Annotated in this window: 17 protein-coding genes; 7 read left to right on the top strand and 10 right to left on the bottom strand. The window is 67.7% G+C overall.

The genetic code is table 11. The features are described from left to right. Nucleotides 1-174: 174 nt before the first annotated feature. Nucleotides 175-1,269 (bottom strand): ROK family protein, encoded by a 1,095-nt coding sequence (locus AC07NY_RS00470; protein WP_494580955.1) that lies wholly within the window; start codon nt 1,267-1,269, stop codon nt 175-177. A gap of 201 nt (nt 1,270-1,470) precedes the next feature. Here AC07NY_RS00470 and AC07NY_RS00465 point away from each other — a divergent pair, with 201 nt between their 5' ends. Beyond that, the gene (locus tag AC07NY_RS00465) at nt 1,471-1,926 is read left to right on the top strand and encodes a DUF2938 domain-containing protein (protein ID WP_494583635.1); all 456 of its coding nucleotides are present in this window, start codon (nt 1,471-1,473) and stop codon (nt 1,924-1,926) included. A gap of 105 nt (nt 1,927-2,031) precedes the next feature. Here AC07NY_RS00465 and AC07NY_RS00460 read toward each other — a convergent pair whose 3' ends face one another. From AC07NY_RS00460 to gloB, 3 genes are read right to left on the bottom strand one after another with little or no spacing between them, the layout of a single operon-like run. Then, nucleotides 2,032-2,790 carry a GNAT family N-acetyltransferase gene (locus tag AC07NY_RS00460; protein WP_494580953.1) on the bottom strand — a complete coding sequence of 253 codons (759 nt, stop codon included), beginning with the start codon at nt 2,788-2,790 and terminating at the stop codon, nt 2,032-2,034. A 1-nt stretch (nt 2,791) separates the two neighbouring features. Further along, nucleotides 2,792-3,247, bottom strand: a complete 456-nt coding sequence (locus AC07NY_RS00455) for a cupin domain-containing protein (RefSeq protein ID WP_494583634.1) — start codon at nt 3,245-3,247, stop codon at nt 2,792-2,794. An 8-nt stretch (nt 3,248-3,255) separates the two neighbouring features. Then, entirely contained in the window at nt 3,256-4,020 is a 765-nt protein-coding gene (gene gloB, locus AC07NY_RS00450) for a hydroxyacylglutathione hydrolase (protein ID WP_494583632.1), read from the bottom strand. Between the two features lie 139 nt (nt 4,021-4,159). Between gloB and AC07NY_RS00445 the strand changes: the two genes are divergently transcribed. The 4 genes from AC07NY_RS00445 (at nt 4,160) to AC07NY_RS00430 (ending at nt 8,725) form a co-directional block, all read left to right on the top strand. Then, entirely contained in the window at nt 4,160-4,927 is a 768-nt protein-coding gene (locus tag AC07NY_RS00445) for a class I SAM-dependent methyltransferase (RefSeq protein ID WP_336810257.1), read from the top strand. Between the two features lie 103 nt (nt 4,928-5,030). After that, a complete protein-coding gene (locus tag AC07NY_RS00440) occupies nt 5,031-5,984 on the top strand; it encodes an acetyl-CoA carboxylase carboxyltransferase subunit alpha (RefSeq protein WP_494580951.1) in 954 nt (317 codons plus the stop codon). 200 nt (nt 5,985-6,184) lie between these two features. Continuing rightward, nucleotides 6,185-7,606 (top strand): L,D-transpeptidase family protein, encoded by a 1,422-nt coding sequence (locus AC07NY_RS00435; RefSeq protein ID WP_492285990.1) that lies wholly within the window; start codon nt 6,185-6,187, stop codon nt 7,604-7,606. 213 nt (nt 7,607-7,819) lie between these two features. Further along, nucleotides 7,820-8,725, top strand: coding sequence for a TorF family putative porin (locus tag AC07NY_RS00430; protein ID WP_494580949.1), 906 nt, complete (start codon nt 7,820-7,822; stop codon nt 8,723-8,725). A gap of 73 nt (nt 8,726-8,798) precedes the next feature. Here the strand turns inward: AC07NY_RS00430 and AC07NY_RS00425 are convergent, their stop codons facing one another. The 4 genes from AC07NY_RS00425 to AC07NY_RS00410 are packed head-to-tail and all read right to left on the bottom strand — an operon-like array spanning nt 8,799 to nt 15,903. Further along, nucleotides 8,799-9,470, bottom strand: a complete 672-nt coding sequence (locus AC07NY_RS00425) for an AroM family protein (protein ID WP_494580947.1) — start codon at nt 9,468-9,470, stop codon at nt 8,799-8,801. A 60-nt stretch (nt 9,471-9,530) separates the two neighbouring features. Next, complete coding sequence (locus AC07NY_RS00420; RefSeq protein ID WP_494580945.1) at nt 9,531-11,201, bottom strand: OPT/YSL family transporter; 1,671 nt, start codon at nt 11,199-11,201, stop codon at nt 9,531-9,533. A 54-nt stretch (nt 11,202-11,255) separates the two neighbouring features. After that, the gene (locus AC07NY_RS00415) at nt 11,256-15,104 is read right to left on the bottom strand and encodes a hydantoinase B/oxoprolinase family protein (protein ID WP_494580944.1); all 3,849 of its coding nucleotides are present in this window, start codon (nt 15,102-15,104) and stop codon (nt 11,256-11,258) included. Nucleotides 15,105-15,129: 25 nt separating this feature from the next. Then, nucleotides 15,130-15,903 (bottom strand): IclR family transcriptional regulator, encoded by a 774-nt coding sequence (locus AC07NY_RS00410; protein WP_494580942.1) that lies wholly within the window; start codon nt 15,901-15,903, stop codon nt 15,130-15,132. A 215-nt stretch (nt 15,904-16,118) separates the two neighbouring features. On the opposite strand from AC07NY_RS00410, the gene AC07NY_RS00405 reads away from it, so the two are divergent. Both AC07NY_RS00405 and AC07NY_RS00400 read left to right on the top strand, forming a co-directional pair. Continuing rightward, nucleotides 16,119-17,087: a hypothetical protein gene (locus AC07NY_RS00405; RefSeq protein WP_494580940.1), complete on the top strand. Its 969-nt coding sequence runs from the start codon at nt 16,119-16,121 to the stop codon at nt 17,085-17,087. A gap of 27 nt (nt 17,088-17,114) precedes the next feature. Further along, nucleotides 17,115-18,152, top strand: coding sequence for a DmpA family aminopeptidase (locus AC07NY_RS00400; protein ID WP_494580938.1), 1,038 nt, complete (start codon nt 17,115-17,117; stop codon nt 18,150-18,152). Between the two features lie 6 nt (nt 18,153-18,158). On the opposite strand, the gene AC07NY_RS00395 is transcribed toward AC07NY_RS00400, so the two are convergent. Together AC07NY_RS00395 and AC07NY_RS00390 are read right to left on the bottom strand one after the other, a co-directional pair. Further along, nucleotides 18,159-19,409, bottom strand: coding sequence for an aminopeptidase (locus AC07NY_RS00395; protein WP_494580937.1), 1,251 nt, complete (start codon nt 19,407-19,409; stop codon nt 18,159-18,161). 108 nt (nt 19,410-19,517) lie between these two features. Next, nucleotides 19,518-20,408, bottom strand: coding sequence for a GntR family transcriptional regulator (locus AC07NY_RS00390; RefSeq protein WP_494580935.1), 891 nt, complete (start codon nt 20,406-20,408; stop codon nt 19,518-19,520). Between the last annotated feature and the right edge of the window lie 71 nt (nt 20,409-20,479).

The raw sequence follows: 20,479 nt of genomic DNA, 5'->3' as shown, positions 1-20,479 counted from the left end.
CTCGACCCTCGGCACAGCCCTGCGCGCAAGGCAAGATGAAGAGCGGAATTCAACCGGCACGAAGGGCTCCCGGGCTCGCGGATCGGAACAGGGCGGGGAGACGGGCCCCGCCGCCTCATCCCTGCAAAACACGACCTGAAGATGGCAGAGGTGCCAGTTTCGCCCGCGCGCCGCTCAATCGCGCCGCTTGCCCCCGGCCTTGGCGCGGTTGCGATAGCTCGCATTGCCGAGGCCGGTGCCGATCGTCAGCACGGCCCAGTTCTCGACATCCTGCATCGCCGGCATCTCGCTCAGGCCCTGAATCACGGCATCGTTGTGCATCACGACCTCGGTCTCATGCTCGCCGATTTCCGGGACGAGCGCGCGGATGCTGTCGACGAGGTTGAAACGGCTGCTTTCCCAGTTGCCGGGCAGGTTCTGCGCGCCACGATCGATCGCCCCATCAGGCTCGATCAATCCGGGACAGCCGACGCCGATGAAGGGCGCGACCCGCAAGCCCTCCTTCTCGGCGTTGCCGATCTGCTCGCGCAGCATCCCGCCCAATCGCTTGATCGCCTCGTCGCGGCTCGGCTCTTCATCCGCATGGCGCCAGAGTTCGGATTTCCAGACCCGCGCCTTGCTGAGATCGGGCGCTTTCTTCTGGCGGAGTTCGACGATGCCGGCGCGGATGTTCGAGCCGCCGATATCGACGGCGACGAGGCTGTCATAGGCCTCGAAGATCCATTTCGGCGCGAGATGGGCGCTGCCGACGAGCCCGGCCTCATCCGGATGGTGGCTGACCGGTACGAGATCGAGGTCGCGCCCATCCGTCCGCAGGATGATGGCGGCGCGCGCGATGGCGAGCTCGCCGACCCGGCTCTCGCGAAAGCCGCCGCCGACCACGATCCGCTCGATCTCGGCCCAGCTCTTGAGCCGCGTGAAGCGACGGATGACAAAGGCAAGCGACTGGGCGAAACCCTCGATGGCGCTGAGCACCAGCGCGGCCGCTCGCGCATCGCCGCCCTGCAGCAGCGCATCGAGCTCCTTCTTGCTGATCTCGGCGGTCTTTCCCGTCAGCGGATCGTCGCCATTGCGCTTGAGATGGCTGCGCAGCGCGTCGAGATGCTCGATAAAGGCGCCGCGGCTCGCCTTGTCGCCGACAAAGCCGTCATCGTCGCGGACTTCCAGATTATAGCTGGTGACCACGACCGAAGGCAGCTCGGCGGCGCCATGCGGCCCGGTCGCAGCCTTGGCCGCACTGCGTGACGTCTCGGCGGTTGCCGTGGCCATGATCTTCCCCCTCGCATGCCTATGGATCAGCGGAGGCAACCCGCCGGCTACCGCCACGGTTCCCCGAACGGGGCGATGCGCCGCATGCAGCCCGCTCGCGCACTGTCGCAGTTGACCGCTGCCGCGATCGCCGCTCCAACAGGAAGCAAGCTGCATCGATGCGGCCTGGGGGGATGGAACGTGTCGGATCTGATCTTGCGGATGGTGATCATCGGCGTCGGCGCGACCGCGCTCACCGATATCTGGGCTCAGTTCCTGCGCTTGTTCGGCTTCCCCAAGCCGAACTGGGCCATGCCCGGCCGCTGGTTCGCCCATCTGCCGCGCGGCCGCGTCTGGCATGAGGACATCGCGAAGTCAGAGCCCGTCCCCGGCGAGCTCGCGATCGGCTGGATCTGCCATTATCTCGTCGGCATCGCCTTCGCCGGGATCGTGCTGGCGATCGCCGGCGCCGGCTGGGCCCGGAATCCGACCTTCCTGCCGGCGCTCATCGTCGGCTGGGCGACGATCGGCTGCGGCTGGTTCATTTTGCAGCCCGGCATGGGCATGGGTATCGCCGCCTCGAAGAAGCCGAACGCGAACCAGATCCGGCTGCTCAACTTCGTCAGCCACACCCTCTTCGCCATCGGCCTCTACGGAACGGCGCTGCTGACGCGGTAATTCACACCCGTCATGCCCGGGCGTGACCCGGGCATCTCAGGACGCGGAGGCTCCATTGCCTTTTCCGGCAAGATATTCTCGGGTCAAACCCGAGAATGACGGCTCCTAGTCGAGAATGCGCGTCTCGTAGGCGTAGAGCTGCCGAAAGCCGAGACTGCCATAGAGGTTGATCGCGACCGCATTGCTCTGCTCGACCTGCAGATAGGCGTTGTCGCAGCCCATCGTTGCGGCCCAACCCATCAGGCTCCGCACGATCTTGCGGCCATAGCCATGGCCACGATGGTCGAGATGGACGCAGATCAGGCCGATCTCGGCCATGCCGCGCTCGGCGACGCTCATGCCGAACGCCACCGCCTCGCCCTCGACCAGCCAGGTCGCGAAAGCCGCCGGCAGCCGGACCTTCTCGATGATACCAGCGAGATTGCCGGCATGGGTCTTGATCCCGCTCTGCAGGGCGGCGACGCCGGCTGTCCATTCCTGGCTCGGCCGCGCCTCGATCTGCAATTCCGCCTCCTCGGACACCGTGAAACCGGCAAGCGGCGCGATCTGGCCGAAGGACTTGTCCTTGACCCGGTAGCCGCGCTCCAGCACCGCCGCACGCGTCGCCTCCGCCACCAGTGGCGTCAGCCGGATAGCCGGCACGAGCCCATCGGCGCGATAGAGCTCCTCGATCAGGTCGAGCATGGTGGCGTCGAGCTCGGCGCCATAGCTCAACGGCGTCGCCGAGTTCGCCCGGCCCGAATAGCCGTTGGCGAAGCGCAGCACCCAGTCGCCGACGACGAGCGTCGACAGCGCCGGCCATGCATTGATGATGCGCCGCTCGCAGCCGAGCACGAGTTCGCTATCGTCCGTCTTCGTCAGCATCCTATCCCCCTGAGGGCTTCCGTGGCGTCGGCCGCCAACCCGGCGGCGCCATCTCGAAGCCCTTGAATTCGAAACCCGGCGCGACCGTGCAGCCGACCAGCGTCCAGGCGCCGAGCGAGGTGGCGCTCTGCCACCAGCCGGCCGGCACCACGAATTGCGGGCGCTGGCCAGCGGCAAGCTCGGTGCCCAGATGATGCGCCGAGGCATCGTGCCCGTTCGACGAGACGGTGATCACCAGCGGCGCGCCGGCATAATGATGCCAGATCTCGGCAGCATCGACGCGATGCCATTCCGAAGTCTCGCCCGTGTCGAGCAGATAATAGATCGCGGTCGAGAAACCTCTGCCCTCCGGCCCGGCCGGATCGCGAAACGTCTCGCGATAATGGCCCCCCTCCGGATGAGGCTTGAGGTCAAGCAGGCGGATCACCTCCGCCGCCGTCAGCCCGTCGAGCTGCATCGCCATGCTCAGAACCGGTTCTTGGCTTCGCGAAGCGCTGCGAAGACCTCGCCCGGTGCGGCGCCCGCCAGCCCCACCGCCTTCGCCAGCGCCGGCTCGGCCGCCCGGAAGAACGGATTGGTCGCCTTTTCCTCGGCGACCGTCGTCAGCGCCCAGAACCGGCCTTCGGCTTTGGCTTTCTCGGCCTCCGCGAAGCGCGCCTTGAGCGCCTCGTTCGCGGAATCGACCGAGCGGGCGAAGCGGGCGTTGGACAGGGTATAGTCATGGCCTCCAAGCAGGCGGACATCGCCCGGCAGCGCCATCAGGCGCGAGAGCGAGGTCCACATCCGCTCCATCTGGCCGGGCTGGACCCGCCCGCAGCCCATCACGAAGACGACGTCGCCGACCAGCGCGAGCTTGGCGCCGCGCCCGACGAAGCTGAGATGTCCGTCGGAATGGCCGGACGTATGCCAGATCTCGAAGCTCTCGCCGCCGAAGCCGACCGTATCGCCCTCGCCCAGGACCCGGTCGAGCGGCGCGCTCGTCCGCGCATCGGCCGGGCCGACGACGTTCGCCCCGGTCGCCTGCTTCACCTCGGCCACACCTTGCGTGTGGTCGTGATGGGCATGGGTGATGAAGATGTCGCTGATCGTCCAGCCCTTCGCCTTGGCGGCTGCGAGGGTCTCGCCAGCATCGGGCACGTCGACGGCAGCGCAGGCGCCGCTGGCAGGGTCATGGAGCAAGGCGCCCGCATTGTCGTTGAGCGTGCGGAAGACGTGAAGGTCGAGCGGCATGGCTTCCTCCGGCAGGGCTGGCCCACCGGAACGGCGAGCGGTCATGCCTCTGCATGGGCCATGCCCGGCCCCCGATCAACCCGGCATCGTCGCAGGGCAGCCCTTGCGTTCGGGCCGCGCGCGTTCCATCTCAGGCGCCATGCCTCTCGACGTCGTCGACCTGCGCGCCTTCTATGCGAGTCCGCTCGGCCATGTGGCCCGGCGCTTCATCGGCCGGGCGATGCTGCGCTTCTGGCCGGATTGCGCGCGCCAGCGCCTGCTGGGCTTGGGCTATGCGACACCCTATCTCTCCGTGCTCGGCATGCAGGCCGAGCGGACGATCGCCTTCATGCCGGCAGCGCAGGGCGTGGTGAACTGGCCCTCGCCCGGTCTTTCCGCCTCCGCCTTGGTCGAGCCGACGCTCCTGCCCTTGCCCACCGCCTCGATCGACCGGGTCGTGCTGGTCCATGCGCTGGAAGAGACGGAGAGCCCCGACGATCTGCTGGAGGAGGTCTCGCGCGTGCTCAATCCCGGCGGGCGCATGATCCTGGTCGTGCCGAACCGGCGCGGCCTCTGGGCCCGTATGGACGGCACGCCCTTCGGCCAGGGCCGTCCTTTCAGCCGCCGCCAGCTCTCCGCCCTGATGCGCGGCGCCGAATTCTCGCCCGAGCACTGGACCGAGGCGCTCTATGTCCCGCCCCTGCAAAGGCGGTTGCTGATGCGCTCGGCGCTGGCCTGGGAGCAGATCGGCGCGGGCTTGTCCCTGCCCTTTGCCGGCGTCCATATCATCGACGCCACCAAGCAATTTTACCGGCGCGCGCCCTTGCGCGCGACGCGGCGCAGCTTTGCGCTGAGACCCGTCCTGCTGCCGCAACCGTCACCCACGCCACGTGCGGCAAACCCACCCGCAGAAGCAGGAACGGGTTGACAATTTCGCCGGGGCGCGGCCAAGGTCCGCCGCTTTTCAAGCCCGGTTTCGCTGTAAACCGCCGCTCCGCCCGCTCATGGCGCGGAATCTGAACTGGATCACGATGCGTAGCTATCTGGATTTCGAGAAACCGGTCGCCGAGCTGGAGGCGAAGGCGGATGAGCTGCGGGCCCTCGAGGCACGCGGCGACGGCATCTCCCTGTCGGAGGAGATCGGCAAGCTCGACGCCCGCGCCAGCCAGGCGCTGAAGGAACTTTATGCCGCGCTGACGCCCTGGCAGAAGACGCTGGTGGCGCGCCATCCGCAGCGCCCGCATTTCAAGGATTACTGCGCCGGGCTGATCACGGAATTCACCCCGCTCGCCGGCGACCGCGCCTTCGGCGAGGACGAGGCCATCGTCGGCGGCTTCGGCCGCTTCCGCGGCGAACCCGTCTGCGTCATCGGCCAGGAGAAGGGCGACTCGACCGAGACCCGGATCCGGCACAATTTCGGCATGCCCAAGCCCGAGGGCTATCGCAAGGCCGTGCGCCTGACCGAGCTCGCCGACCGCTTCGGCCTGCCGGTGCTGAGCTTCGTCGACACCGCCGGCGCCTATCCCGGCATCGAGGCGGAGGAGCGCGGCCAGGCCGAAGCCATCGCCCGCTCGACCGAGGCCTGGCTCGGCTTGCGCACGCCGAGCATCGCGCTCGTCATCGGTGAAGGCGGCTCGGGCGGGGCGATCGCCATCGCCGCCGCCAGCCGCGTCATGATGATGGAACACGCGATCTATTCGGTGATCTCGCCGGAAGGCGCGGCCTCGATCCTCTGGCGTGACACGGCGCGCGCGCAGGACGCCGCAACCGGCATGAAGATCACGGCGCAGGACCTTTTGAAGTTCGGAATCATCGACAAGATCGTGCAGGAGCCGACCGGTGGCGCCCATCGCGACGGACAGGCTGCGATCAACCGCGCGGGCGATGCCATTTCCGCCGCGCTCGCCGATCTGGCTGGGCTCAGCGCCGATGACATCGTCAACAAGCGCGCCGACAAGTTCCTCGCGATCGGCCGCAATCTCTGAGCAATCTCCGGGCGCGAAATATCTCGCACCCGCGAAGGCAAGGTTTCTTTACCCCGCGTTGACCATGTGGCCAGACTCGGGAAGCCTATGGTAAGGAACCCTCAAGGCTAACGCATCTACAACGAGTCGACGGGCACAATTTGGCCGTCTTGCGAAGTCACAGGTCGCGCCCCGGCCTGCCGTTCGATGGGATTGACGACGTGGCATTCAAGCAACTCGCGCTCGTGGCTTTTGTTGCATTGACGCTGGCTGCCTGCGAGGAAGACCGTTATCGCGGCTCTGCCCGCCACAACATCCCGATTCCGAGCGCGACCTATGCCCTTATGTCCGAAAAGGGCATGAGCAAGGACCAGCCGATCATCATCCGCTCCTTCAAGAAGGAGTCGGAACTCGAGGTCTGGAAGCGCAAGGCCGACGGGCAATACGCGCTGCTGAAGACCTATCCGATGTGCCGCTGGTCCGGCCAGCTCGGCCCGAAGGTGCGCGAGGGCGATCGCATGGCGCCGGAAGGCTTCTATGCCATCGCGCCGCAGCAGATGAACCCGAACTCGTCCTATTACGTCTCGTTCAACATGGGCTACCCCAACGCCTATGACCGCTCCTATGGCCGCACCGGCGCGCATCTGATGGTGCATGGCGCCTGCTCCTCGGCCGGCTGCTATTCGATGACGGACGACCAGATCGGCGAGATCTACGCCTTGGTGCGCGAGGCCCAGAATGCCGGCCAGCGCGCCGTGCAGATGCAGGCCTATCCCTTCCGGATGACCGCGCAGAACCTCGCCAAGCACCGGCTCGACCCCAACATCGCCTTCTGGAAGAACCTGAAGGAGGGCTCGGACTATTTCGAGGTCGTGAAGGACGAGCCGGCCGTGTCCGTCGCCGGCGGCCGCTATGTCTTCAACGGTGGGCAGGCTCCCGCCGCCGTCGCCGAGAAGCGCCGCGAGGACGAGGTCCAGGTCGCATCGCTCGTCGCCAAGGGCACGCCCGCGATCAAGCTGATCTATGACGACGGCGACCAGCACGCCTCCTTCAAGCGCGCGCTCGCCTCCAACGGCTCCGACGCGCTGAACCGCTCCGCCTCCTGGGCGTCGAAGGATGTCGGCATCAGCCGCGAGGATGCGCTCGCCTCCGGCCCGCGCGTCGTCGTGCTCGATAACGCCGGCAAGACCAAGGCGACCGTGCGCGCCGCCTCCGCCGACAACGACGCCGTTCTCGCCGCGGTCGCTGCTGCGCCGGTCGAAGAGCCCGCCAAGCCGGTGGAAGCCAAGCCTGCCGTCGCACCGCGTCCGGCAGCCGCGCCTGCCGCCACGCAGCTTGCCAAGGTCACTCCGGGCAACGCCCAGCAGGCGCCGGTTCTGGCGAGCGCTTCCTCCACCCCGGTCGCCCCCGCCGCCCCGGCCGAGGACAAGCCGTTCCTGCAGCGCGCGCTCAGCTTCATGCCGACCTTCGGCGGCACGGCCGACCAGGGCATGACCACCGCCTCGGCTCCGGTCGTGTCGGTCGTCCCGGCTCAGCCGACCAGCACCAGCGCTCCGCTGCCGCCGCGTCGCGCCACCGGCCTCAGGACCTCCAGCCTCGACCAGTCGACGGCGGCCTATGCGAGCCAGCCGGTCCAGCGCTGAAGCATCCGAATGACGCCTGCTTGGCCGTGACAAAATTGTCGCATCCGACCAGATAATCCCGACTGCCTTTTTTGCAGGCGCGAAGGCCCTCGTTTCGGGGGCCTTTGCTTTTTCGGTGTGCGACCAGCCCAAAAGCTCGCCTTGCCGGACATCCGGCCTCACCCGCTTGATGGCGTGACAGCGCGATCACTGCGCGGCGAGGGGTTTTTGCAGATGCCTGATCTCTTCCGTTCCTCGATTCTGGGCCTGACCCTGGCGGCTGGTATCAGCGGCGCCCAGGCCTCCGACCTGCCGAGCAAGAAGGGCGCACCGCCGGTCCCGGTCGCCCCGGCGATCACCTGGTTCGACATCGCCGTCAACGTGAAGGCCCAGACCGACTACAATTTCCGCGGCATCTCGCAGACTGACCGCAAGCCCGGCATCGGCGGCGGCGCCGAGCTGCAGATCTACAACAACCTGTTCTATGTCGGTGTCTACGGCGCCAGCGTCGACCTCGCCACGCGGCCCGATGCGGAAATCGATTTCTACGGCGGCATCCGCCCGAAATTCGGCGACCTCGCCTTCGACCTCGGCGTCATGCAGTACTATTACCCGAGCGAGAAGCAGCTGATCGACGTCGCAGGCGTGTTCTGGACGCCGAAGAACACCGACTACACCGAGGTCTACAGCAAGGTCTCCTATACCTTCGCGGAGAGCCTGACGCTCGGCGCCAATGCCTATTACGCCTGGGACTGGCTCGGCACCGGCGCGAGCGGCACCTACGCCTCGGTGACCGCCAAGTACAACCTGCCCTTCCTTGAGGGCCTCTCGGTCTCCGGCGAGCTCGGCCATTACTGGCTCGGCACCACCAATCTCGCGATCTGGTCGACGGTGCCGGCCACAAACCTGCCGGACTACACCTACTGGAACGCCGGCGTGTCCTATAACTGGAAGAACCTCACCGCCGATCTCCGCTATCACGACACCACGCTGTCGAAGACGGAGTGCTTCCTGCTGACGGCCGACCCGCGCGGCATCACCACGGCCAGCGGCCGCTCGAAATGGTGCGGCGCGGCCGTAGTCGCGACGCTCTCCTTCGACATCACCGCGAGCAGCGTCGGCGTCTTCGCGCCGAAATGAGCTGATCGACGCCACGACGAATGCGAAAGGCCGCCCGAAAGGCGGCCTTTTCCGTTTCGATAGCCGAAAGCCGTCAGGCGATCTCGGAAACCAGCTTGGCGATCAGGCTGTTGGAGAGGATGACCGGCAGGCCCGCGGCCGCTGCCTCGCGGCGATGCCGCTCGACGAAGCCCATGCAATCCATCAGCAGGACCTGCGCGCCACGCCCGGCGAGATCGCGGGCTGCCTCCGATACGGAAGCCCCATCCCCGCCATAGGGCGAGGCTGCGGCATAGAGCGGCGTACGACCGAGCGGAGCCCATTTCCCGGCCTCGGACGCGATCTGCTCAGCGAGCGGCACGATGATGCCGAGCTGAGCGCCCTGCACCAAGGCCGCCACGGTCGGCGGCAGGATGCGGTCCGGCTCGATCAGTCGTGCCGTCTGCGTCCTCAGGCTCTCGAAATGCCCGGTGCAGAGCATCAGGATCGTCGTGCAGCCCTCGACTTCCAGCATGGCCAGCTTGGCTTGCGCCGCCGCTTCGGTGCGGACCCGGTCGATGACAACCGCGCTGCCGTCGAGCAGCTTTGTGATCAGCACGGGCTTGCCGGCCTCCGCCGCGAAGCCGCGCTCGATCTCGGCGCGGCTCAGGCCGTCGAGCACCCCGGCATGGCGTCGTACCAGGCGCGCATCCAGCACATCGTCGAGGATCGGCGTGATGTCGGCGCGCGGCGCCTGGCCGATGGTCAGCGTACCCAGCTTGCTCATGGCGGTCCCCTCTTCCGAAATGAAGAGGCCTCGGGGCGGTCGCCCCGGGGCCTGTCTCGTTCAGCGCTTCCAGAAGTTCTTCGAGACGGAGTCGAAGAAGGAGAAGATCGCATCGCCCGCGATGACGCCCGCGGCGAAGACCTCCATGTCGCCCTCGCCGCTCGCGCCGCGCAGCTTCTCCCAGATGACCCGGCAGAGGATGCCCGCCAGAACCGCCCAGCCCGCCATCGGGAAGTTGATCAAGAGGCCGGTGGCGAAGAGCACGCCGATCTGCCGCTTCGGCCCGCCGAGGAACTGCAGGATCGCGCCCGGGATCGCCCAGATGAAGAGCTGCCAGGCCACACCCGGCGCCACGCCCGCCTTGATGGTCGCGGCATAGACCTTGTTCACGGGGGCGACGAGGTTCTGGTCGAAGAAGGACTGGTAGGAGACCAGAACCACCGCGCCCGCCACGACGAAGGCGAACATCGCGGCGAAGAGCTGCTGGCGGCGGCCCTCAAGCTCGAAGGCCGGGTTGGCGCCGTTGCCGCGCAGCAGATAGCCGGCCTTCAGGTCGTAGCCCATGTCGGCGAAGGCAGGCCCGGTCGCGGCCGAGAAGCCGACGAGGAGCGCCAGAGCCGGCATCGGGAAGCCCAGGAGCATGCCGATGATCAGCGTGATCAGCGCCACCGCGAAGGCCGGGAACCAGCCGGAATGCATCGCTGCGAGGCCCACGATCAATTCATGCACATAGGCCGCGAAGGCCGCATAGAGCACGAACAGGATCAGCATGCCCACCGACATGTCGCTCATCAGCCCGCCGACCACGGCGATGAACACGGCAATCACGAGATAGCCGACGGTGCCGAGCCCAAGAGCACGCTTCACCTCGGCATCGCTGACCCCGGCCTTCGCCTCATCCGCCTTGGCCTCGCCGCGCCGGAACAGCAGCAGCGCGACCTGCAGCAGCGCCACGAGCCCCGCACCGATCATGAAGCCATGAGGGATATAGGCGGCCATCAGGTCGCCCTTCGGGATGATGCTGGCGAAGGTCGGGCCGCTGAAGAGCTGGCCGGAATAGCCGCGCAGCAGCAAGCCGATGCCGAACATCAGCAACGCCCAGATATTGCCGATGAAGGCGACGCCGAAAGCCGACATCGGGATGCCGGAAACGGCGGTCGAACCGGCGAAGCCGATCCAGGCCAGCGGGATCTTGATGAAGGAGGCGACGATGCCGGTGCCGAAGCCGATGCCCATCAGCACCGCCTTGCGGCCGCCCTCGTCGCCGGCCTTGATCGCCTCGGCCGCTGCGACGCCCGGAGGCCAGGCGCCCGTCGCCGGGAAGACGCGGGAATCGAACATCCGGTAGAGCAGATAGGCATCGAGCAGCATCGCGAAGAAAGCGCCCGCCAGCATCGGCAGGACGAGGTCCGGCCGGCCGAGCAGCCAGGGGATGCCGACCGGCAGCAGCAGGCTGTTCGCCGCGCCGAAGGTGGCCGAGGAGATCGCGCTCTGGGCCAGGTTCTGGACATGGATCGAGCGGTAGCGGGCGAAGATCGCGAGCGGCACGCGCGCCAGCGCCATGGCGGCAAGCGCGCCGATCAACGAGGTGTTGGCGGTGATGCCGAGCGACACCAGAAGCTGCATGCCGATGATCGCGCCGAAGACGCAGAGCACGGCGATGAGCAATAGCGTCGCCGGCTCGAACAGGCTGGGGTGCTTCTGAGGCACCCCCTCAGTTGGATTGGTCATGCCTCAGTCCCCTTATTGGCCCCTGTCGGGCGTGTGCGTTGTGATCCCTACGGCTCAGGCGACCAGAATGCCGGCCTTGGCCTCGCCGACATCCTGCGTGGCATGCGCTCCCTGCACGCCGTAATCGCGCTTGGCGGCGTCCGGTGAGACCAGCCCGAGCGCGATGTCGCGGGCGATCGCCTCCCGCGAACGCTCGGAGGCCGGGCCGTAGCCGGCGCCGCCGGCGAGCACGAGCTCGACGATCTCGTGCGGCTGCCGGACCTGGACGAGCTCGCCGGTGCCGACGTCCTTCAGGACATGGCCCTGCTCGTCGATCACCCGGCCCGACGCGCCGCCGCCGGACTTGCCGCCGAACAGGCCCGGGATGGGATTGTTGACCCCCTCCGGATAAAGCGAGACCAGCGTCGGCAACCCGTCATCGGCGAGCTTGCGCAGGCGCACGCGCTGGCCGAGACCGCCGCGATGCTGGCCGGCGCCGCCGGAATCCGTGAGATAGGTCTTCTCGACCACCAGCACCGGCACCCGCGATTCGAAGGTCTCGATCGAGGTGTTCGCGGCGGAAGTCGGGTAGAGCAGGCCCGACTTGCCGTCGCCCTGGGCCGAGCCGCCCTGGCCGCCGCCGACGAAGAGCATGTCGGAATAGGTATCGCCGGCCTGGTCGCGGCCATAGACGCTCGCCGCGACGGGCAGGCCGGTGAAGGCCTGAACCTGCTTCGGCGCCGCCTTGGAGAGGGCGCGGAAGATGTTCGGCGCGAGATACCAGCCGGTGCGGGTGCGCAGGTTCACCGCCAGCGGCTTGTCGCAGTTCAGGATCGAGCCCTTCGGCGCATCGATCGAGAAGGCGCGGTAGCAGCCGGCATTGCCGCGCACGCCCGGCGTCAGCATGCATTTCAGCGGGTAGGTCGCATGCGCCATCGTGTAGTTGAGCGTGCAGTTCAGCCCGCCCTGCGCCAGCTGCGGCGGCGCCCCGGCGAAGTCGAGATGGATCGTGTCGTCCTTCACCGTCAGCGCCAGCGGATAGGTCATCGGCGTGCCCAGCGGGTTGTTCGAGACCGTGCCGTGATAGACGCCGTCCGGCAGGGCGCGGATGGCCTCGCGCATCGCCTTCTCCGAGCGGCTCTGCACGACATGGGCGAGCGCCCTGAGGTCCTGCATGCCGTAATCGGTGAGGAAGGATTGCAGGCGCTCCGCGCCGATCGCATTCGCCGCGACGAAGGAGTGGAGATCGCCGAGCACCTGCTCGGAATTGCGCACGTTCTCGCCGAGCAGGCGGACCAACGTCTCGTTGATCCGGCCGGCCTCGTAGAGCTTCATCGGCGGGATCTGGAAGCCTTCCTCGTAGATCTCGCGAGCCCGCAAGCTGTCCTTCGTGCCGCCGATATCCGAGACATGGCCGACCGTGCCCATCAGGCCGACGACGCGGTTGCCGAGGAAGACCGGCGTCACCACCGCGATATCGAAGAGGTGGCCGGCACAGAGCCAGGGATCGTTGGTGATGAGGACATCGCCGGGCTTCAGCGTCTCGGCCGGGTAGCGCTCCAGCAGCGCCTTGACCGCGCGCGGCAGCGTCAGGTTGAACACCGGCATGGCGCGAGGCGAATGCGCCAGCGTCTCGCCTTCGGGGTCGAGCAGTTCGCAGGCGAAATCCTGAGCTTCCGAGATCACCAGCGAGAAGGCGGTGCGGCAGACCGTCAGCCACATCTCCTCGACGACGTTGATCATGCGGCTCCACATGATCTCCAGCGAGATCGGATCGGCCTCGATCCGGCGCGCGGCATCGGCCAGCGGCATGTCGGCGGTGATCGTCGTCTCGGCGGCATTGGCCTGGCCGACATGGACGATCAGGTTCAGGACATCGTCGATACTGACGCTGTCGCCCGGCGGCACGATCGTGGTCGATTCGCGCTCCTCGATGATGGCCGGCCCCTTGACGGTGTCGCCAGAGCGCAAGGCGTAGCGGTCATAGACCGAAGCCTCGCTCCAGCCGCCCTCGAACCAGGCCTTGCGGGTGCCCTTGATCTTGTTGGTGGCGTCGCCGCCGCCGGCCGCGCCGGAAAGCGAAAGCGTCGGCACCGGGCCGGCGCAGCGGACGCGGAAGTTGATCGCCTCCAGCCGGGCGCCCTCATAGACCGAGGTGTAGCGGGCCGAATAGGCCTTGCTGAAGGCCGCGCGGATCGCGTCCAGGCTCGAAGCGTCAATGGTGCCGGCCGGCAGCGGCACGGAGATGTCGTGCATCTGGCCGACGAGGCGCATGTCGGCGGTGCGCTCGACCGTGACGTCGGCGGGCTTCACACCGGCCTCGGTCAGGTGCTTGCGGCCTTCGACTTCGAGATCGCGCAGCACCGCGTTGACGGCGGCCGCATCGAAGCCTTCGGAGAACTCGACCGGCAGCGAGCGCACCATGTCGAAGGAGAGCGGCGCGGCGAGGAAGCCGAGCGCGGACGCGGCGCCCGAGGCTGGCGGGATAATGACCTGTTTGACGCCGAGCACGCGGGCGACATCGACGGCATGGGCCGGACCGGCGCCGCCGAAGCCGACCATGGCGTAATGGCGGGGGTCCTTGCCCTTCTCGACGAGATGGACGCGGGCGGCAGCGCCCATGCTCTCGACCACGACCTTGTGGATGCCCCAGGCCGCTTCCTCGACCGAGAGGCCGAGCGGCGCGGCCACCGTCGAGACGGCCTTGCGCGCCGCCTCCAGATCGAGCGCCATGCGCCCACCCAGGAAGAAGCCGGGATCGTAATAGCCGAGCACGAGATTGGCGTCGGTCACGGTCGGCTTGGTGCCGCCCATGCCGTAGCAAGCCGGGCCGGGATCGGAGCCGGCCGAATGCGGACCGACCTTGAGCAGGCCGACCTCGTCGATCGCGGCGATCGAGCCGCCGCCGGCGCCGATCTCGATCATGTCGATGACGGGCGCCTTGATCGGCAGGCCCGAGCCCTTGGCGAAGCGGTTGACGCGGCCAGCTTCGAGCATCGGCGCGATCTCGGCGCGGCCGTCCTCGATCATGCAGGCCTTGGCGGTGGTGCCGCCCATGTCGAAGGAGATCACGTCCTTATGGCCGGCGAGCTCGCCGAACAGGGCCGTGGCGAGGCCGCCGCCGGCCGGGCCGCTTTCGAGCAGGCGGATCGGGAAGGTGCGTGCCGTCTCGGGCGAGACGAGGCCACCGGCCGAATGCATCAGCGTCAGCGATCCCGTGAAGGCGCGCGCCGCAAGCTCGCGCTCCAGGCGCTGGAGATAGCGGCGCATCAGCGGCTGGACATAGGCATTGGCCGCCGTGGTGACGAAGCGCTGGTATTCCCAGATCTCGGCCACGACCTCGCTCGACAGCGAGACGGTCAGCTCCGGGCAGGTCTCGCGGACGATGCGCCCAGCTTCCTGCTCATGGGCCGGATTGCGGTAGCTGTTGAGGAAGCAGACCGCGATCGCCTCACAGCCGGCGGCTTCAAGCTCACGGGCGGCTTTGCGCACGGCGTCCGCATCGAGCGCGGTGACGACTTGGCCGTCGCGGTCGATGCGCTCGGCCACTTCGAGGCGATGCTCGCGCGAGACCAGCGGGTCCGGGAAGGTCAGGAACAGGTCATAGATGTCGTAGCGCTGCTCGGTCCCCATTTCGAGGATGTCGCGGAAGCCCCTCGTGGTGATCAGGCCGAGCTTGGAGCCCTTGCGCTCGATCACCGCATTGGTGACCAGCGTCGTGCCGTGGACGATGTCGCCGACATCGGCGAGCGTGATCCCGGCCATCTCGGTAAGCTCGCCGAGGCCGATCAGCGCCGCTTCCGAGGGGTCATGCGGCGTGGTCAGGCGCTTGTGCAGCCGGACCGAGCGCTCCTGCGAATCGTACAGGATGAAGTCGGTGAAGGTGCCGCCGATATCGAAGCCGATACGCCAACGATTGCTCATGGAGCGGTCTCCGCGATTGAAAGGTTCAAGGAATTGAGATGTTCAAGGGGTAGAAGCGGTTGTCATGGGTCAGGGCCGCGATCTCGGCGGCGCCCTCTCCCAGCGAACGGATGATGGCGATGCGCTCGGCCGGCTCGACCGTCGCGGCCGGGAATGACAGGCAGAGCGCGACCTCGTCGCCGGTCGCGGGATCGCCGACGGCGACCGAAAGCGCGCGCACGCCACGCACCGCCTCGTCGCGGGATTCGGCGAAGCCCTCCTCACGCACCCGCGCCAGGCGATCGAGCAGGTCGTCCATGTCGCGCGGCGCGGTCTCGGACGGCGAGGTGAAGCCCGCCGGATAGAGCGTACGGATCTGGTCGTCGGGCAGGCGCGCAAGCAGGGCGCGGCCGGTGCTGGAGGCGAAGGCGGGAATGCGGTCGCCGATCGAGGTGACGACGCGCAGCGCATGGCGGCCGGGATGGGCTGTGACCGCGACGATCTCGGTGCCGCGCCGGACGCTGACATAGCCGGTATGGCCGATCCGGTCCGAGATCGTCCCGACCACGGCATCGGCACGGTCGATCAGCGAGGCCGCGAAGCGATAGAGATGGCCGACCTGATTGAGCAGGAGCGAAGGCCGATAGCGCTTGCTCTCGCCAACCGTCTCGAGCAGCCCCTCGTCGCGCATCGCCCGGAGCAACCGCGAGGCGTTGCTCTTCGGCATGCCCAGCAACGTCACCAGATCCGTCACCGTCACATCATGGCGTGTGCTGGAGAAGCAGCGCAGCACATCCACGGCCGACGACAGGATCGACATTGCGGCTTACCTTTAAAGTTCCATTTAATGGAACCAGAGTTGCAATAAGAGGGAAAATACGCGAGTTAAGAAAGATGTCAATCCTGTGACCGCGTTTTTGCTTCCCTAAGGTGAGCCCTGCGATCGAGACCGAGTGCCTCGACGCCGCTCCGGCCAGGCTGTATCCCCGCTTCCATGCCGCTTCGGGCCTTAGCCCGCGTCATGGAGAATCCCGGATGAGCGACAGCCTGCTGTATCTTTCGCGCGACGACGTCCGGGCGCTGGCGATCTCGCCTGACGAGGCGCGCGAGGCTGTGCTGCAGGGCTTTCGCGACCACGCCGCTGGGCTGAACCGGAGCATTCCGAAGACGGCGCTGACGCTCGGTCCGGGCCATGGCTTCCAGGCGATGACCGCGGCATCTTCCGCCCAGCAGATTGCCACGGTGAAATGGGTGGCAATGGCCCCGGTCGCAGCGGGCTCGTCCCTGCCGGCCGTCAGCGCGCTGATCTGCGTCAACGACTATGCGACCGGGCTGCCGCGCGCGATCCTCGACGGCGACGAGATCACGCTGATCCGCACCGCCGCAATCACCGCCGCCGCAGCCTCGCGCCTCGCACCGGCCGCGGCCCGCACCATCGGCTTCGTCGGCTGCGGCTTGCAGGCCCATGCCCATCTCGCCGCCTTCCGCGCGCTCTATCCCGGCCTGACGACGGCGTTGGCCATGAGCCGCAGCCGCGCCTCGGCCGAGCGGCTCGCGGAAGCGGCGCGCGTGGCCGGTCTCGCCGCACAGGTGCTAGATGATGCCGACGCCCTGCTGGCGCAGAGCGATATCGTGATCTCAATGGTGCCCGGCGGCCCCGGCATGGCGCCCTTCCTCGACGCGCGACGCCTCAAGCCCGTCGCCTTCGCCGCCGCCGTCGATACCGGCCGCAGTTGGCTACCCGAGACGCTGCCCGCCTTCGACGTCCTCGCCACCGACAGCCTGGAACAGTCGCGCGCGCCCTATGATGCCGCAGGCAACCCGGTCACGACCGTCAGCTTCGGCCATGATATGACGGAACTGGCCGCCGCCCCGCACCCGACAGCGCCGACGAGCCGCTCCTTCTTCTGCTTCCGCGGCGTCGCGCTGGCCGATCTCGCACTCGCCCATCTCGCCGTCGAGAAGGCCCGTGCGCAAGGGCTCGGCACGAGCCTGCCGCGCTGACCTAGCCCAGCTTCACCGGACTCCACCATGACCCAGCGCCTTCGCGATTTCGGCCTCACCTGCGGCATCCTGCAGCCCGGCCCGCTCAATGCGATCACCGATGTTCCCGGTATCAAGCTCGGCCATTGCACCCTGAACGAGGGCGATCTGCGGACAGGCTTCACGGCTTTGCTGCCGCATGACGGCAATCTGTTTCGCCGGAAGGTCCGCGCCGCGGTCGATGTCATCAATGGCTTCGGCAAGAGCGCCGGGCTGATGCAGCTCGCCGAGCTCGGCCAGATCGAGACCCCGCTTCTGCTCGGTAACACGCTCGCCGTCGGCACCGGCTTCGACGCGCTGGTGACCCGCGCGCTCGCCGCCAATCCCGACATCGGCCGGCAGACCGGCACGGTCAATCCGGTCGTGCTCGAATGCAATGACGGCTATCTCTCCGACATCCGCGCCCGCGCGCTGACGCAGGATCACGCCTTCGCGGCGCTCGATGCCGCCGCTTCCGGACCTGTCGCGGAAGGCGCGATCGGCGCCGGCACCGGCATGAGCGCCTTCGGCTTCAAGGGCGGCATCGGCACGACCTCGCGCCGCTTCGATCTCGACGGTGTCGAGCACACGCTTGGCGTGCTGGCGCTCGCCAATTTCGGCAATGCCGGCGACCTCGTCCTGCCCGATGGCCGCCGCCCGGTTCCACCCGAGACGAAGCCGCAAGCCGAGCGCGGCTCCGTCATCCTTGTCATCGCGACCGACGTGCCGCTGGAATCGCGGCAGCTGCACCGGGTCGCGCGGCGCGGCGGCGCCGGTCTCGCCCGGCTCGGCGCCTTCTGGGGCAATGGCAGCGGCGACATCGCCGTCGCCTTCAGCACAGCCGACCCGATCGACCACGACCAGCCTGATGATCTCGTGCCGCTGCGCGCGCTCAACGAGAACCGCATCGACACGCTCTTCCGCGCCGCCACTGAAGCGACGCAGGAGGCCGTGCTCAACGCGATGACCGCCGCTCCCGCCACGACCGGGCGGGACGGGCATCACCGCCCGTCGCTGGGGGATTGGCTCAGGGCGAACGCGGGCTGAGGCCGTTCAGGCCCACTCGCCCTTGCGGAACACCGGCACGCGGCGCCCGTCCGCGTGGACGCCGTCGATATCGACCTCGCCGGAGCCGATCATCCAGTCGATATGGATCAGGCTCTTGTTGCCGCCCTGCGCCGCGATCTGCTCCGGCGTGAGGTTCGCGCCATCGACGAAGCATTTCGAATAGCACTGCCCGAGCGCGATATGGCAGGACGCGTTCTCGTCGAAGAGCGTGTTGTAGAACAGGATGCCGCTCTTCGAGATCGGCGAGGAATGCGGCACCAGCGCCACTTCGCCGAGCCGGCGTGCGCCCTCATCCGTGTCCAGCACCTTGTTCAGCACGGCCTCGCCGCGTGAGGCCTTGGCCTCGACGATCCGCCCGCCCTCGAAGCGCACCTGGATCTCGTCGATCAGCGACCCCTGATAGGAGAGCGGCTTGGTGCTGGAGACATGGCCCTCGACCCGGCGCGCATGCGGGGTGGTGAAGACCTCCTCGGTCGGGATGTTCGGGTTGCAGACGATACCGTTCTTGGCCGGCGAGGCGCCGCCCTGCCAGTCATGGCCATCGGCGAGGCCGACCGTCAGATCGGTTCCCGGCCCAGTGAAATGCAGCGCGGCGAAGCGCTGGCCGTTCAGCCAGTCGCGCCGCGTCCGCAGCGCCGCGTTATGCGCGGCCCAGGCCGCGACGGGATCGGCCTGATCGATACGCGAGGCCGAGAAGATCGCCTCCGCCAGCTTACCGATCGCAACCTCCTCGGCGTCATCAGGAAAGACTTGGCGAGCCCAGGCCGCGCTCGGATAGGCCAGGATGTTCCAGTTGATGTCGAAGCCGGCGATCTTCTCCAGCGCCGGCTGGTAGGCCAGCGAATTGGCCTTGCTGGCGCGCCCGACCTTGGCCGGATCCTCGTTCGCCAGCAGCATGGGATTGTCGCCGACGATGGCGAGGCGCGCGGTATTGGCGGCAAAGGCCTCCGCGACGCCCTTGTAGAGCCAGCCCGGCGCCTTGTCGAAGCTCGCATCCGGCGCGAAGCGATAGCGCGCCAGCGTCACCTCCTCGTCGGCCAGCATCGGTGTGACGATGCCGGCGCCCGCCTTGTAGGCGTGCTCGGCGATGCGGCGTACCAGCGGCAGCGCCGCGACCGGCGCGGTCAGGAACAGGTCCTGCCCGGGCTGGAGATTGAGGCCGACGCGGATGGCGACCTCGGCCAGCTTGTCGAGCTTGGCGGGATCGATGGCTTGCGGGCGCTGGTGAACAGTCATGGCACTCGACCTGTCGGATTCGGGGTTGCCGCCATTGCTGGCCCAAATCGCCGAGAGGTCAACCGCTGCAATGGCAGGGCAGTCATCCGATGACCGGCCGTCGCCCCTTCAACCGCCCGTCTCCTCCACCTTGCTCATCCGCCTGAGCTTGCTCGCCCGCAGCAAATGGCTGCGCATCAATGCCGAGGCGACCTCGTTCTCGCCCGCCTCGAGATGGTCGAGCATGCTCATATGCTCGGTGCAGTTCACCCGTACGCGCTCCATGCCCTGGTCCCAGTCATAGTTCGACAGGCGCCGGAGCTGGTTCTGGCGCCGCATCGCCGAATGGAAGAAGCGGTTGCCGGTTGCTGCGGCCAGCCCCTCGTGGAAATCGGCGTTCATTTCGTAGAACGCGATGCTCGACGCCTCCCGCCAGGGCCGCTGCAGCGCCTCGACATGGCGCGCCCGCATCTCGGCGATCCAGCCGGGATCGAGCTGGAAGCCCGGTTCCAGCATCACCATCGGCTCGATCAGCAGGCGGAAACGATAGCTCTCGTCGCGCAGGCGCTGGTCGCGCGGCTCGTGCAGGAAGCGCCAGCCATAGCCCGGCTTGCGCTCGACCATGTCGAGATCGGCCAGCCGCGCCAGCAGCTTCTGCGCCTCGGGCCGGCCGAGCTCGTAGCGCCGCATCACCTCCAGTTCCGAAACCTCGTCCGGCAGCAGGCCGTTCTCGCGTTCGCGCGCCAGCCTCACCATGGCGAGGTCGACCGTCTCCGGCGGGCGGGCGCTCTCGTTCGCCGCCGGTAGCTGGATCAGCTCGATGCCTTTGTTGAGATGCCGGCGCACCACGCCCTGCTCGGCCAGATGATCCAGCGCGGCGCGCACGGGCGTGCGCGACACGCCGAGCCGCTTCGCCGTCGCGTTCTCGTTGAGCCAGGCACCGGCCGCCAGCGCATCATCGCGCACGAGCTGCAGGATGCGTTCGGCGATCTCCTGTTGCAGCCGTGTCGGCGCCGCCATCGGGAAAGGCCCTTGATTGTTTTAGTTGATGATGAAATACACTATAGCACGATCTCCTGTCAGCATACCGG

The sequence above is a fragment of the Allobosea sp. GW821-FHT09G06 genome, from assembly GCF_059416005.1.
This window is presented reverse-complemented; position numbering and strand designations above follow the sequence as displayed.

Bases quoted from the DNA above. Each gene is read 5' to 3' on its own strand.
- AC07NY_RS00395 (WP_494580937.1), bottom strand. From the start codon at position 19,409: ATGACTGTTCACCAGCGCCCGCAAGCCATCGATCCCGCCAAGCTCGAC.
- AC07NY_RS00465 (WP_494583635.1), top strand. From the start codon at position 1,471: ATGGTGATCATCGGCGTCGGCGCGACCGCGCTCACCGATATCTGGGCT.
- AC07NY_RS00425 (WP_494580947.1), bottom strand. From the start codon at position 9,470: ATGAGCAAGCTGGGTACGCTGACCATCGGCCAGGCGCCGCGCGCCGAC.
- AC07NY_RS00400 (WP_494580938.1), top strand. From the start codon at position 17,115: ATGACCCAGCGCCTTCGCGATTTCGGCCTCACCTGCGGCATCCTGCAG.
- gloB (WP_494583632.1), bottom strand. From the start codon at position 4,020: ATGCCGCTCGACCTTCACGTCTTCCGCACGCTCAACGACAATGCGGGC.
- AC07NY_RS00455 (WP_494583634.1), bottom strand. From the start codon at position 3,247: ATGCAGCTCGACGGGCTGACGGCGGCGGAGGTGATCCGCCTGCTTGAC.
- AC07NY_RS00440 (WP_494580951.1), top strand. From the start codon at position 5,031: ATGCGTAGCTATCTGGATTTCGAGAAACCGGTCGCCGAGCTGGAGGCG.
- AC07NY_RS00390 (WP_494580935.1), bottom strand. From the start codon at position 20,408: ATGGCGGCGCCGACACGGCTGCAACAGGAGATCGCCGAACGCATCCTG.
- AC07NY_RS00430 (WP_494580949.1), top strand. From the start codon at position 7,820: ATGCCTGATCTCTTCCGTTCCTCGATTCTGGGCCTGACCCTGGCGGCT.
- AC07NY_RS00410 (WP_494580942.1), bottom strand. From the start codon at position 15,903: ATGTCGATCCTGTCGTCGGCCGTGGATGTGCTGCGCTGCTTCTCCAGC.
- AC07NY_RS00460 (WP_494580953.1), bottom strand. From the start codon at position 2,790: ATGCTGACGAAGACGGACGATAGCGAACTCGTGCTCGGCTGCGAGCGG.
- AC07NY_RS00420 (WP_494580945.1), bottom strand. From the start codon at position 11,201: ATGACCAATCCAACTGAGGGGGTGCCTCAGAAGCACCCCAGCCTGTTC.
- AC07NY_RS00470 (WP_494580955.1), bottom strand. From the start codon at position 1,269: ATGGCCACGGCAACCGCCGAGACGTCACGCAGTGCGGCCAAGGCTGCG.
- AC07NY_RS00405 (WP_494580940.1), top strand. From the start codon at position 16,119: ATGAGCGACAGCCTGCTGTATCTTTCGCGCGACGACGTCCGGGCGCTG.
- AC07NY_RS00415 (WP_494580944.1), bottom strand. From the start codon at position 15,104: ATGAGCAATCGTTGGCGTATCGGCTTCGATATCGGCGGCACCTTCACC.
- AC07NY_RS00445 (WP_336810257.1), top strand. From the start codon at position 4,160: ATGCCTCTCGACGTCGTCGACCTGCGCGCCTTCTATGCGAGTCCGCTC.